The 12081-nt window shown below is 73.4% G+C and carries 12 protein-coding genes and 3 tRNA genes; 3 read left to right on the top strand and 12 right to left on the bottom strand.

Translation table 11 applies throughout. The features are described 5' to 3' along the window. Positions 1-3: 3 nt before the first annotated feature. The gene (locus tag ACTMSW_RS21010; protein WP_441182345.1) at positions 4-519 is read right to left on the bottom strand and encodes an SRPBCC family protein; all 516 of its coding nucleotides are present in this window, start codon (positions 517-519) and stop codon (positions 4-6) included. A 182-nt stretch (positions 520-701) separates the two neighbouring features. Between ACTMSW_RS21010 and ACTMSW_RS21005 the strand changes: the two genes are divergently transcribed. Then, positions 702-1634, top strand: coding sequence for a hypothetical protein (locus ACTMSW_RS21005; RefSeq protein WP_441182343.1), 933 nt, complete (start codon positions 702-704; stop codon positions 1632-1634). A 36-nt stretch (positions 1635-1670) separates the two neighbouring features. Here ACTMSW_RS21005 and ACTMSW_RS21000 read toward each other — a convergent pair whose 3' ends face one another. From ACTMSW_RS21000 to ACTMSW_RS20955, 10 genes are all read right to left on the bottom strand, one after another. Next, the gene (locus ACTMSW_RS21000) at positions 1671-2357 is read right to left on the bottom strand and encodes a cation diffusion facilitator family transporter (RefSeq protein WP_441182342.1); all 687 of its coding nucleotides are present in this window, start codon (positions 2355-2357) and stop codon (positions 1671-1673) included. Then, entirely contained in the window at positions 2354-2713 is a 360-nt protein-coding gene (locus tag ACTMSW_RS20995; RefSeq protein WP_441182341.1) for an ArsR/SmtB family transcription factor, read from the bottom strand. Before ACTMSW_RS20995 ends, ACTMSW_RS21000 begins: the two co-directional genes overlap by 4 nt. Positions 2714-2940: 227 nt before the next feature. Beyond that, positions 2941-3014 (bottom strand) — tRNA-Phe (locus tag ACTMSW_RS20990). Between the two features lie 104 nt (positions 3015-3118). Then, positions 3119-3192: transfer RNA gene (locus tag ACTMSW_RS20985), tRNA-Asp, on the bottom strand. Between the two features lie 32 nt (positions 3193-3224). Next, a tRNA-Glu gene (locus tag ACTMSW_RS20980) sits at positions 3225-3297 on the bottom strand. A 154-nt stretch (positions 3298-3451) separates the two neighbouring features. After that, the gene (locus ACTMSW_RS20975; RefSeq protein WP_441182340.1) at positions 3452-4249 is read right to left on the bottom strand and encodes a polysaccharide deacetylase family protein; all 798 of its coding nucleotides are present in this window, start codon (positions 4247-4249) and stop codon (positions 3452-3454) included. Between the two features lie 42 nt (positions 4250-4291). Then, positions 4292-5281 carry a MerR family transcriptional regulator gene (locus ACTMSW_RS20970; RefSeq protein WP_441182339.1) on the bottom strand — a complete coding sequence of 330 codons (990 nt, stop codon included), beginning with the start codon at positions 5279-5281 and terminating at the stop codon, positions 4292-4294. Beyond that, entirely contained in the window at positions 5271-5891 is a 621-nt protein-coding gene (gene idi / locus ACTMSW_RS20965) for an isopentenyl-diphosphate Delta-isomerase (protein WP_441182338.1), read from the bottom strand. The genes ACTMSW_RS20970 and idi overlap by 11 nt, the downstream gene beginning before the upstream one ends. Beyond that, positions 5888-7369, bottom strand: coding sequence for a phytoene desaturase family protein (gene crtI / locus ACTMSW_RS20960; protein ID WP_441182337.1), 1482 nt, complete (start codon positions 7367-7369; stop codon positions 5888-5890). Before crtI ends, idi begins: the two co-directional genes overlap by 4 nt. Before the next feature lie 28 nt (positions 7370-7397). After that, positions 7398-8552 carry a polyprenyl synthetase family protein gene (locus ACTMSW_RS20955; protein WP_441182336.1) on the bottom strand — a complete coding sequence of 385 codons (1155 nt, stop codon included), beginning with the start codon at positions 8550-8552 and terminating at the stop codon, positions 7398-7400. 65 nt (positions 8553-8617) lie between these two features. On the opposite strand from ACTMSW_RS20955, the gene ACTMSW_RS20950 reads away from it, so the two are divergent. Further along, positions 8618-9529 (top strand): phytoene/squalene synthase family protein, encoded by a 912-nt coding sequence (locus tag ACTMSW_RS20950; protein WP_441182335.1) that lies wholly within the window; start codon positions 8618-8620, stop codon positions 9527-9529. After that, a complete protein-coding gene (locus ACTMSW_RS20945; protein WP_441182334.1) occupies positions 9526-10857 on the top strand; it encodes a cryptochrome/photolyase family protein in 1332 nt (443 codons plus the stop codon). The genes ACTMSW_RS20950 and ACTMSW_RS20945 overlap by 4 nt, the downstream gene beginning before the upstream one ends. Before the next feature lie 83 nt (positions 10858-10940). Here ACTMSW_RS20945 and ACTMSW_RS20940 read toward each other — a convergent pair whose 3' ends face one another. Continuing rightward, a complete protein-coding gene (locus ACTMSW_RS20940; RefSeq protein WP_441182333.1) occupies positions 10941-12005 on the bottom strand; it encodes a serine hydrolase domain-containing protein in 1065 nt (354 codons plus the stop codon). Between the last annotated feature and the right edge of the window lie 76 nt (positions 12006-12081).

Genomic DNA, 12081 nt, shown 5'->3' with positions numbered 1-12081 from the left:
GGGTCAGCCGGCGCCGCGTACGGCGGTCGCGGCGTAGCGGGAGAGCAGTTCGTGCCAGCCGGCGGTCAGGGCCTGGCGGTAACCCTCCGCCGCCCGGCCGTGCCGGTCGAAGTGGCGGTGCTCCACCTCGACCCGCGTGCGTTGCGGGCCGTCCAGGTGGAAGAGCACCTCGACCTCGCTCGCCCGGGACGGGTCGGGGACCGGCACCCGGTCGGCCCCGATCTGCCAGGTGAAGACCAGCCGTCGGGGCGGATCCCAGGTCAGCACCCGACCCCAGTCGGAACGGAAGCCGTACGGGCCGATCTCGTAGAGCATGCCGCCGGGACGGGGCTCCATTCCCAACTCGGCCAGGAGACCCGGACCGGACCAGGTGTACTCGGTGACCCACCAGTCGGTCATCGCCTGCGTGAAGACCCCGAACGCCTCCTCGGGCGTGGTGGGGACCAGGAGGGTGCTGCGTAGCGAGAACCGTTCGAGATCCTGTCGGACGTCGGCCGGCTCGGCCATCTCCTGTCCCATAGGCCCGGACCATACCGGCTGATGCCCGACCGTGCGACCTGCGCGCACCGCTATTGTCGACGGCTGGTTCGCCCTCCGACACGGAGCGTAACCATCCTGCGGACAGGTGTGCGGGATGGTGCGAGGGAAAGCGGGTAAGCGCGCCGCACGCGTGACAGGTGGTCGGAGGCGGAGCGGAGAGCATGGGCGACGACGAACAGCAGCGGGGTGCGGTGCGGTCGGGTGGACGGGCGGCCCAGGGCGAGGCGGGAGCGGAGCCGGACGTCCTGCTCGACGTTCCGGAGATTTCCGTCGACTCGCTCCGGCTGGCGGTCGACGCGTTGGACGCCGACCTCTCGTTGCGGACCCGGTTGGCCAACCTGCTCCAGATCGACGCCGGCGTGCGGTTGCACCTCGAGGGAGTCGAGCTGGACATCACCGGGGTGCACGCTGAGGCGCTGCTCAAGGTGCGGCTGGAGAACGTGGCCCGGATTCTCGAACGGGCGATGGCCACCGTCGACCGGAATCCGCAGATCCTCGGGGACCTGGCCAAGGCCCTGGCCATCCCCGTCGATGACGTGAACCGTGCGGCCCGCCAGATGGCCACGAAGGACGCGCAGATCTCGGGGACGGTCCAGCGGCCGGACCGGCCCAAGGAGGAGTTCCGCGTGCCGCGCGAGCCGGAGGCCGGTGGTGCGACGGAGGAGCTCGGCCAGCAGGTGGGCGCGATCGGGGCGGTCGCCGACCAGGGCCGGCGCGAGGGGGGTGCCGAGTCGGGTGGTGCGGGTGCTCCGGCGGGCGGCCCGGGCGCGCGCGGGCCGTCGGCACGCGGACCGGGTCTGGCCAGTGGCTCCGGTGGAGGGGGAGAGGAGGGCGAGGCGGTTCGGGCCCGGGAGCGGCAGGCCAGGGCGGACCAGGATCGGGAGCGCCGGCCGGAGGCGGCCGGAGGGGACCGGCCGGCGACGGGCGGCGCCGACGAGGGCGAGGAACGCCGGTCCGAGCAGCCCTCGCCCGGTGGCGCGGCGCCGAGTGCCGCCCAGCTCGCCGAGCAGGCGGGCGAGACGCTGCGGCAGGCCGGACGGAGCGTCTGGGAGGCGATCCAGGGGGGTATGGCGCACCGCCGTCATCAGGACTGACCCGCGGCCCGACCTCCGTCCTGGACGCCTGCGTGGTCACGCCTCCCGGGCGGTGCAGCAGCCGTCGGCGCAACCCCCGTCCGGGTCGTCGACCGGCAGGGGGGTGCAGTCGTCGCAGTGCTCGCCCCGCCAGGCTTCGACCCCCTCCTTGACCGCGACCACGGCGATGACGAGCGCGGCGATCGGGTCGGCCCACGACCAGCCCCAGACGGCGTTGAGGACCAGACCGACGAGGAGCACCGCGGACAGGTAGGTGCACAGCAGGGTCTGCGTCGAGTCCGCCAGCACCGTGGCCGAGCGGAGTTCCCGGCCGGTACGGCGCTTGGCCCGTACGAGCAGCGGCATCACGATCAGTGACGCGACGGCGAGGCCGATGCCGACCGGACTGGCGTCGGCGTCCCCGCCCGCCAGCAGGGACCGGACGGCGTCGACCGTGACCCAGAGGGCCAGGGCGAAGAACGACACGCCGATGAGCCGCAGCGCCAGCCGTTCCCGACTCTCCGGTACGCGGGACCGGAACTGCCAGATGAGCACGGCGGCGCTCGACACCTCCACGAAGGAGTCCAGGCCGAAACCGATCAACGCGGTCGACGAGGCCGTCACACCGGCGGCGATGGCGACCAGACCCTCCAGCAGGTTGTAGCCGGCCGTGGCGTAGGCCAGCCACAGGCTCCGTCGGGAGAGCGCTGCCCGGCGCTCCGGGGTCAGGACGGACGCGCTCACGCCGTCACCTCCGCAGGGGCCTCGGCGGGCGTGCCGTAGACCGGGCACAGGGCGACGGCGTCACCCGTGGCGGCGAGCACCTGTTCCGCGGACCGCAGCAGGTCCAGCAGTTCCGGTCGGGCCAGGGCGTAGAAGGACTGGCGGCCCTCCACGCGGAAGTCGACCAGGCCGCAGTCCCGGAGGCAGGCGAGGTGCTTCGACACCGTCGACTGCGCCAGGGCCAGCTCGCCGGTCAGGTCGACCACCCGTGCCTCGCCCGCCGCGAGCCGACGCAGGATGACCAGCCGGGTCGGGTCGCCCAGGGACCGGAACAACGCCACGGCCGGGGCCAGGCCGGTGGTACAACCAATCGCCATGTGGCGATGATAGTCGTTGAAAGCGATGACGCGCGACCGCTTCCGGCCCCGCCCAACGGTGATCCACTCGATGTCACTGACGTCGGGCTGAAAACCTCACCCGGACACCGCGATGTCAGTGACGTCGAGTCGATCAAGAGTGGGCGGATCGGCAGCCCCCGCACAAAGCAAAACGCCGACCGGCGTTTCCGCTGATCGGCGTTGCTGTAGCCCGGCGAAAGGCTATGTGGCCAGGGGCGGGGTCGAACCGCCGACCTTCCGATTTTCAGTCGGACGCTCGTACCAACTGAGCTACCTGGCCGTGGTGCTCGGCTCATGCTACCCAAAGGGTCGACTCTCCACCCGGAGGGTTGCACGCTCCGATACGCAGAACGCCGCGCGGTGTAGGCGCGGCGTCAGCGCTTGCGGTCCTGACGGGACTTGAACCCGCGACCTCCGCCTTGACAGGGCGGCGAGCACTCCAACTGCTCCACAGGACCTAGCTTTGTTGCCTCCGACCGAAGCCGGATCGTGCCCCCAACGGGATTCGAACCCGTGCTACCGCCTTGAAAGGGCGGCGTCCTGGGCCGCTAGACGATGAGGGCGGCCCCGCCATCATTGCACATTCGCAACTTCAAGCGGACTTGCTCCCATCCGGCCCCGCCGGAGGCTTGGAAAGCATACGTGATGCCCGCCCGCCCGACCAAACCGGTATGGCCCCAGCCACAACGATCTACAAAATCGCAGGTCAAGTGGCATCTACCGGAGTCGGGCGATGCCGTACCGGCGCTTCAGGTCGCCGATCAGGCCGGGGCAGGCGGTCAGGGTGGCGGCCCGATCACCGCCCCCGTCGTGCAGCAGGACGACGGAACCGGGCCGGGCGGCGACGCGTACGCGGGTGGCGATGGTGGTGGCCGTCGGCTTCCCCCAGTCCTGCGGGTCGACGGTCCAGTGCAGCGACCGCATGCCGAGCTTCTTCGCGACCGCCACCACCTCGGGCGTCCACCGGCCACCCGGCTGCCGGTAGAACGGCACCTTCGCCCGCGGGACCGCCTTGCGGATGGCCTGGTTGGTGCGCACCAGGTCGGCCTGGATCTCGGCGACCGGCCGGCGGCCGAGGTCGAAGTCGTGGTGCCAGCTGTGGTTGCAGAGCTGGTGGCCCTCGCGGACGATCCGGCGGACCAGTTCCGGGTGCCGTGTCACCTCGTTGCCCACCACGCAGAACGTGGCGGTGACCCCGGCGGCCTTCAGCTCGTCGAGGACCTTCGGCGTCCAGACCGGGTCCGGACCGTCGTCGAAGGTCAGGGCCACCGCGCGTACCCCGGAGGTGCGCTGCAGGCCGGCCGGGAGCCTGGCCGGCAGCGGGCGGAGCGCCGGCCGGGTCGGGACGGCACGGGTCGGCCGGGGCGTCGCGGACGCGGGCGGTTCGTCCGGGAAGGCGCCGGAGGCCACCGGTGCGGGGCCACCGCCGGCCGTGCCGGGGCCGTCGGCCCCGCCGCAGCCGGCAACCAACAGGGTCAGGGCCAGGCCGTACGCGAGGAGAGCGCGGAGGCGCATGTCGCTCCCGAAGGGGGTCGGGGTCGGCGGACCCCCGGAACGCTAGCGGACCGCGTCCCGACCCGGCACCCCTCGACCGCCGCCCTGGTCCGCCGTCGACTGGTCCAGCGAGTCGCGTACGGCCACGGCCAGCGAGACCGCCTCGCCGAGGTCGACCGGGCGCACGACTCCGGCGGGCAGCGTGTCGGCCCGCCATCCGGGCCCGGCGGCGAGCACCAGCAGTGGCCGTCGGGGTGCGGCCAGCAGGGCGGTGAGCTGGCCGGGATCGGCGGTGGCCCGGGTGTGCGACCACACGACGACGGCCGCCGGACCGGTGCGGTTGACCGCCTCGAGCAGCGCGGCGATCGGCACCCGGGCGCCGAGCATCCGGTACGCGACGCCGACCTCGGCCAGGGCGGCGGCGAGCGCCTCCAGGGGCAGGCTGTGCTGCTCCTCGTCGGCGCAGGAGAGCAGGAGGCGGGCCGGGCCCGGGACGGCGGCGCTCCGGGCGACCGCCGCCAGCGCCTCGGAGACGCACCGGGAGACCAGGTGCTCGACCTCGATCAGGCCGGCGGTGGCGACGTGTCGTTCGCCGATTCCGACGAGCACCGGACGCAGCAGCCCGTCCCAGGTGGCCACGACGCCGTCGGCCTCGACGGTGCGCATGATCGTCTCGCTGATGGCGACGGAGTCCAACCGCATGGCCGCACGTGCCAGACCACGGGCCGCCGGCCCGGCGCGGCCGACGGGGATCGTAGGGCCGCCGCCGTCGCGGGCGCCGGCGGGGCGGGCCCGCGTCCGGCCGGTCTCCGGCGGTACGGCGTCCGGCGCCTGACGGGCCCAGCGGGCTGCCTCCGCGGGGGTGACCCCCTCGGCGGTGAGTCGGCGCATGATCTCCAGGCGCGCGAGATCGGCCGGGGTGTAGCGCCGGTGGTGCCCGGGGATGTGCTCGCTCGGACCGAGCCCGTAGCGCTGGTGCCAGGTACGCAGCGTGGTGACGGCGACTCCGAGCCGCCGGGCGACGGCTCCGGCGCTCAGCGCCTCATCGGCCACCCGACCGCTCCGCCGCGTCGTCGGCCGGGAGCCGGGAGGGATTCTGGGGCAGGTCGGGCGCTGCGACGGCCGGGCCCGACGGTCGCAGCAGCCGGTTCACCACCCCGCCCAGCCAGGGTGCGTACGAGCAGGGGTCGGCGTCGAGGTCGGCCTCCAGGGCGACCGGGTCGACCCACTGGAGTTCGGCCACCTCGTCCGGGTCGGGTCGCATCGGTAGGTCGGCCGGCACGTTCCCGCGCAGGACGTGGTCGTACTCGAACTCGACCCGCCCGGTGGTGGGGTCCTCGGCGTAGTAGATGTACACCCCGACCTCGGTCAGCTCCACCGGGCCGGCGCCCAGCTCCTCGTGGAGCCGACGGTTGGCCGCCTCGGCCAGCGACTCGCCGGGAGCGGGGTGCCCGCAGCACGAGTTGCCCCAGCGCAGCGGGAAGCGCGTCTTGACGGCGGCGCGGCGCTGGAGCAGCACCCGGCCCGCCGGGTCGACCAGCAGCACCGAGAAGGCCCGGTGCAGCTGGCCCGGTGGCTGGTGCGAGGCCGAGACGGTCATCTCGCCCACGGCCTGCCCGGCGTCGTCGACGAGCTCGACGAGGTGCTTCTCCCGGTACGTCACCGGGTCGCCCCGGTGATGCGGCCGGCGGCGAGCTTGCCCGAGATGAGCACCATCGGCACGCCCACGCCGGGCTGGGTGCCCGAGCCGACGAACACCACGTTCTCCAGCGAGCGGTGCAGGTTGGACGGGCGGAACGGGCCGGTCTGGAAGAGGCTGTGCGCGGAGGCGAACGGCGTGCCGGCGGCCATCCCCTGCTCCGCCCACTCGGCGGGGGTGATGGCCCGCAGCACCTCGACGCCCTCGCCGAAGCCGACGTAGCCGCGCTCCTCCAGCGTGCCGATGAGCTGGTCGGCGTACCGCTCGGTGAGGTCGCCCCGCCAGTCGAAGGGCGCCCGGTCGAGGTTGGGCACCGGGGCGAGGACGTAGTAGGTGTGCCGGCCGGCCGGCGCCACCGACGGGTCGGTCCGGCTCGGGTTGGTCACCATCAACGACGGATCCTTCATCAGCTCACCACGGCGGATGATCTCATCGAAGGTGCCCTTCCACGCGCGTCCGAAGTGGATGTTGTGGTGGGCGATCTTGTCATAGCCCTGCTTCGACCCCACGTGCAGGACGACGCAGGACGGCGAGTAGGTGAGCTTGCGCTGGCGGGCCGGGGGCAGCAGGTCGCGGTAGGCGACCGGCAGGTCCGGGTTGAGCACCACCACGTCGGCCGGGATCAGCTCGCCGTCGGCGGTCACCACGCCGGTCGCCCGGCCGCCGGAGGTCTCCACCCGGGCCACCGTCGTGTCGTACCGGATCTGCACGCCGTGCTTCTCGGCGGCGCCGGCCATTCCCCGGGAGAGCGCGTGGATGCCGCCGCGTGGGAAGAAGACACCGGCGACCGAGTCGAGGTACGCGATGACCGTGTAGATGGCCAGCGCGTCCTGCGGGGCGAGGCCGGCGTACATGGCCTGGAAGGAGAAGATCCGCTGGGTGCGCGGGTCCCGGAAGAACTGGTTGATCTTCGTCTGCATGCGCCGGAACGCGCCGCTGGCCAGCAGTTTGAGCAGGTTGCCGGTGAGCAGGTCGGTCGGCGCGTCCAGGTTCCGCTCGATGAAGTCGGCCCGCTCCAGCTGCCACAGCTTGCGGGCGTAGTCCACGAAGCGCAGGTAGCCGTCGGCCTCCCGGGGGCCGCAGACCTTGGCGATCTCGGCGGCCATGCGGGTGGTGTCGGTGATGACGTCCAGGGTCGACCCGTCCGGGTAGTACGCCCGGTAGGCCGGGTCGAGCGGGGTCAGGTCGAGCCAGTCGTCCAGCTCCTCGCCGACCGCGCCGAGCGCCTCGGCGATCAGGTCCGGCACGGTCAGCACGACCGGGCCGGTGTCGAACTCGTACCCGTCGACGCTGAGCCGGCCGGCCCGTCCCCCCGGCACCGACTCGCGCTCCAGCACGGTCACCTGCCGGCCGCTGCCGGCCAGGTGCAGGGCGCACGCCAGCCCGCCGAGACCCGCGCCGACGACCACCACCCGGTCGGTCCGTCCGTTCACGGTGCGCACGACGCCACCTCCTTCTCGAGACTGCCCATCATGAACGCCGGTGGGTGGCGGCGGTGGCGAGGCCGGTCAGCGCGGTGCGCGCCGTCTCGTCGAGCGGTGCGGTGCCCAGCGCGGCCAGCGCCTCGGCCACCCGGTCGTCGATCATCCGTTCCACCCGGGTGACCGCCCCGGTGTCGGCGACCACCCCGGCGAGCCGGGTGATCCTCTGATCGGTCGCCTCGGCGCCCGCGCCGTCGAGCGCCCGCCGCTGGGCGGGAGTGGCCAGTTGCCGGGCCAGCATGAGCAGCGTGGTGGGCTTGCCGGTGCGCAGGTCGTCGCCGGCCGGCTTGCCGGTGGTCTCCGGGTCGCCGTAGACGCCGAGCAGGTCGTCGCGGAGCTGGAACGCCTCACCGACGGCCAGCCCGTAGCGGCTGTACGCGGAGATCAGCGGCCCCTCCGGGTCGGCGCCGGCCAGGCAGGCGCCGAAGAGCAGCGGGCGCTGGACGGTGTAGCTCGCGGTCTTGTAGCGGGCGACGCGCAGCGCGCGGTCCACCGACCAGTTCGCCGCGTCGCTCTCGCCGAGCACGTCGAGGTACTGCCCGGCGATGGTCTCCACGCGCATCTGGTCGTAGCAGCGGCGGACCTCGAGCAGGCGGGCCGGCGGAAGGGTGGCCTGGGACAACAGCCGGTCGGCCCAGACCATGCAGAGGTCGCCGATCAGCACCGCGACCGCCTCACCGAAGCGGTCCGGATCGCCGCGGTGACCGGCGGCGGTGTGCTGGGCCGCCAGCGCCACGTGTGCGGTGGGGCGGCCCCGGCGGGTGGCGGACGCGTCCATCACGTCGTCGTGCACCAGCGCGAACGTGTGCAGGAGTTCGAGGGCCGAGAGGGCGGGCAGCACCGGGGGCAGCGGGTCGCCGTTGCCGATCACGCCGCGCCAGCCCCAGTAGGCGAACGTCGGGCGGACCCGCTTGCCGCCGCCCAGGACGTAGTCGCTCGCCGTCGCGGCGAATCCGCCCATCGCCGCGTCGATCCGGCTGAGGGCGGCGACCTCGGTGGCCAGGAAACCGGCGAGGGTGTCGTCGACCGCTCTGACCAGGTCCTTCGTGTAAGCGGCCAGGACCGCGCGGACCGGATCGTCCCCGTCGGTCGGCCCCGCCGGCGGCACGCGGAGCGCATTACCCGCAACTGCGTCGTTGGCCATGTCGGCGAGCGTACCCTAGGGTTACGAGTTGCGTCGATTGGTGCGTCGATAATTGAGGAGGGCCGGTGGACACGGATCTCACCGCTGCCTATGAGCGCTGCCGCCAACTGCACAGACGTCATGGCCGGACCTACTATCTCGCCACCCGCCTGCTCCCCGCTTGGAAACGGCGCCATGTGCATGCTTTGTACGGTTTCACGCGCTATGCGGACGAGATCGTCGACCGGACCGAGGACCTGCCGCCCACCGAGCGCGCGGCCCGGCTCGACGACTGGGGCGGGCGGTTCATCGCCGGACTGCACGGGGAGCCGGTCGACGACCCGCTCCTCCCCGCCGTCCTGCACACGATCGCCATCTTCGATCTCGACCGGGACGACTTTGCGTCGTTCCTCAAGAGCATGGCGATGGACCTGACGGTCAGCTCGTACCGCACGTACGACCACCTGCTCGACTACATGGAGGGCTCCGCCGCCGTCATCGGCACGATGATGCTGCCGATCCTCGGCAGCTCCGACCCGGCAGCCGCCCGGGAACCCGCCCGTCAGCTCGGGTTCGCCTTCCAGCTCACCAACTTCATCCGCGACGTGGCCGAGGACCTGGACCGGGGCCGGACGTACCTGCCGGACGAGGACATGGACCGGTTCGGCGTCACCCGTGCGGACCTGGCGCGGGCGCGGGCCGCCGGCCGCACCACCGAGCCGATCCGCGAGCTGATCCGGTACGAGGTCACCCGCGCGCAGGCGCACTACCTGGCCGCCGCCCCCGGCATCACCCTGCTCGCGCCCGCCTCGCAGGCCTGCATGCGCACCGCGTACGCGCTCTACGGCGGAATCCTCGACGAGGTGGCCGCCCAGGACTACGACGTCTTCGTCGACCGTGCGCTCGTGCCGCAGCGAAGGCGGATGGCGGTGGCCGCCCGTGCCCTGCTCACCCCCACCGGCACTCCGGTGGTGGTGCCCGGGCCGCCGAGCCCGTGACCGAGCGGAGCGCGCGTACCGCCGTCGTGCTCTTCACCCGCGACCTGCGGGTGCACGACCACCCGGCGCTGGCGACCACCTGCGCCGCCTTCGACCGGGTGGTCCCCCTGTACGTCCTCGACCCCGCGCTGGCCGAGCTGTCGCCCAACCGCACCCGGTTCCTGCACCAGAGCCTGGCGGCGCTGAAGGAGGCCCTGCGCCGCCTCGGCGGCGACCTGGTCGTTCGGCGGGGCGACCCGGTCGCCGAGACGGTGAAGCTCGCCCGCGAGGTCGGCGCGCAGGGCGTCGCCCTGTCCGCCGACGTGAGCCGGTACGCCCGCCGACGGGAGCGCCGGCTGCGCGCCGAGTGCGAGCGGCACCGGCTGGCCCTGCGCCTGTTCCCGGGCCTCACCGTCGTGCAGCCGGGCGAACTGCGCCCCGGCGGCGGCGACCACTACCGGGTGTTCAGCCCCTACCACCGGGCCTGGTCCCGGCAGTCCTGGCGCGAGGAGCTGGCCGCGCCCCGCCGGGTCAGCCTGCCCGACGGCGTGACCGTCGGACGGCTGCCCGAGCCGCCGACCGGCGACTCACCCGACACCGCCGTCGGCGGTGAGGACGTGGCCCGGCGTCGGCTGAAGCAGTGGCTGCCCACCCTGCCCGACTACGACGACCTGCACGACGACATGGCCGGTGACGGCACCTCGCGGCTCAGCCCGTACCTGCGGTGGGGCTGCCTCTCCCCGCTGACCGTCGCCGACGCCGCCGGGGACCGCGACTCGCCCTTCGTCCGGCAGATCTGCTGGCGCGACTTCTACTACCAGGTCACGGCCGGGTTCCCGGAGATCTCCGTCGCCGCGTACCGGCGTGGGGCCGACGAGGACTGGCGGTACGACGAGGACGCCCTCGCGGCCTGGACCGAGGGGCGTACCGGAGTCCCGATCGTCGACGCGGGCATGCGGCAGATGCGCGCCGAGGGCTGGATGCACAACCGGGCGCGGCTGATCACCGCCGGGTACCTCACCAAGAGCCTCCGACTCGACTGGCGGCCGGGTGTCGCGGTCTTCTTCCGCTGGCTTCTCGACGGAGACGTGGCCAACAACTCCGGCAACTGGCAGTGGGTCGCCGGGACCGGCAACGACACCCGTCCGTACCGGGGCTTCAACCCCGTCCGGCAGGCCGAACGGTACGACCCCGACGGCGCGTACGTCCGGCGGTGGGTGCCCGAGCTGGCGGGTGTCGAGGGCAAGGCGGTCCACCAGCCCTGGCGACTGCCCGACCAGCTCCGCGGCACCCTCGACTACCCGCCCCCGCTGACCGCCCCCGACAGCAACCCCGTCTGGCTCCGCTGAGGTGTAAGGAAGGGCCCCCCGTTAACGCCTGGCGTTGTAGAAGGGCCCCTTCCTAACGTGCGCCCCGGCTCGCGCGTCCCCGTCTACAGGCAGGAGTGCAGTGCCTCGACCAGCTCGTCCACCCGGTCGTGGTCCGCCAGGTGGGCGGTGGTGTACGCGAAGGTGTAGCCGCGTTCCGGGTCCGCCCAGGCCGAGCTGCCCCCGAGGCCGCCCATGCCCCAGCTGCCGTCCGGCTCCCACTGCATGCCCAGCGTCCACCGGGTACGCCGGTTCAGCAGCAGGTCGTCACCGTCGTACTGGACCCGGGTCGCCTCGGTCACCAGGTCGGCGGAGAACAGGCGTACGCCGTCGAGCGTTCCGCCGGCGAGCAGGCCGGTGTAGAGGCGGGCCAGGGCGTCGGCGGTGGCGTGCAGGTTGACCGCGGGCACCTCGGTGCCCCGCCACAACGGGCTGTTCAGCACCGACAGGTCCAGCCCACCGGCCGGGTTGCCCACGGCACGGGCGCGGAGCGAGCCAGGTGCGCCGGCCGCCAGGCGCGGCCACTCCGGCCCGCCGTACCGCAGGTCGGCGCAGCGGAGCTGATCCGCCTCGTCGAGCCCGTAGCCGAGGTCCAGCCGCCACGGGCCGGCGATCTCCTCCGCCAGGAAACGTCCGACCGGTCGGCCGTCGACCCGCCGGACCAGTTCGCCCACCAGGTGCCCGTACGTCCAGGCGTGCTCGGCCGCGACGGAGCCCGGCTCCCACTCACCGTCGGCGGCGGCGAGGTCGGCGCAGAGTAGGTCCCAGTTGGCGACGGCCTCGGCCGGTCGCGGCACCGGGAAGGCGGGCAGCCCGGCGGTGTGGGTGAGCACCTGGCGGACGGTGGCGGGGGTACGGAAGCCCGGCCAGTACACGGCGACCCGCTCGTCCAGGTCGACCCGCCCCCGGTCGACGAGGGTCAGCAGGCAGAGCGCGACCACCGGCTTGCCGACCGAGTAGACGCCCACCAGCGTGTCCGGCCGCCAGGGACGGGTGGTGTCGGCCGCACCTCCGGTGAGGCGGACGGCGGGGATGCCGTCGACGTCGACCGCCAGGGCGGCACCGGTCTCGCGACCGGAGGCGAGCAGGTCGTGGAAGCGGTCGTGGACGGCGGCGAAGCGTGCGGACATGCGGCAACCGTAGGGTCCCCGGCCGGGCCCGTCGCGCGGATTCCACCGGGCGAATCGCTGGCACGGCGCCGGGCAC

Origin of the sequence: Micromonospora sp. BQ11, assembly GCF_052068135.1 — a bacterium.
Classification (GTDB): Bacteria; Actinomycetota; Actinomycetes; order Mycobacteriales; family Micromonosporaceae; genus Micromonospora.
The sequence above is the reverse complement of the archived record's forward strand: the minus strand, read 5'-3'. Positions and strand labels throughout refer to the sequence as shown.

Bases quoted from the DNA above. Each gene is read 5' to 3' on its own strand.
- ACTMSW_RS21010 (WP_441182345.1), bottom strand. From the start codon at position 519: ATGGGACAGGAGATGGCCGAGCCGGCCGACGTCCGACAGGATCTCGAA.
- ACTMSW_RS21005 (WP_441182343.1), top strand. From the start codon at position 702: ATGGGCGACGACGAACAGCAGCGGGGTGCGGTGCGGTCGGGTGGACGG.
- ACTMSW_RS20995 (WP_441182341.1), bottom strand. From the start codon at position 2,713: ATGGCGATTGGTTGTACCACCGGCCTGGCCCCGGCCGTGGCGTTGTTC.
- ACTMSW_RS20975 (WP_441182340.1), bottom strand. From the start codon at position 4,249: ATGCGCCTCCGCGCTCTCCTCGCGTACGGCCTGGCCCTGACCCTGTTG.
- ACTMSW_RS20955 (WP_441182336.1), bottom strand. From the start codon at position 8,552: ATGGCCAACGACGCAGTTGCGGGTAATGCGCTCCGCGTGCCGCCGGCG.
- ACTMSW_RS20940 (WP_441182333.1), bottom strand. From the start codon at position 12,005: ATGTCCGCACGCTTCGCCGCCGTCCACGACCGCTTCCACGACCTGCTC.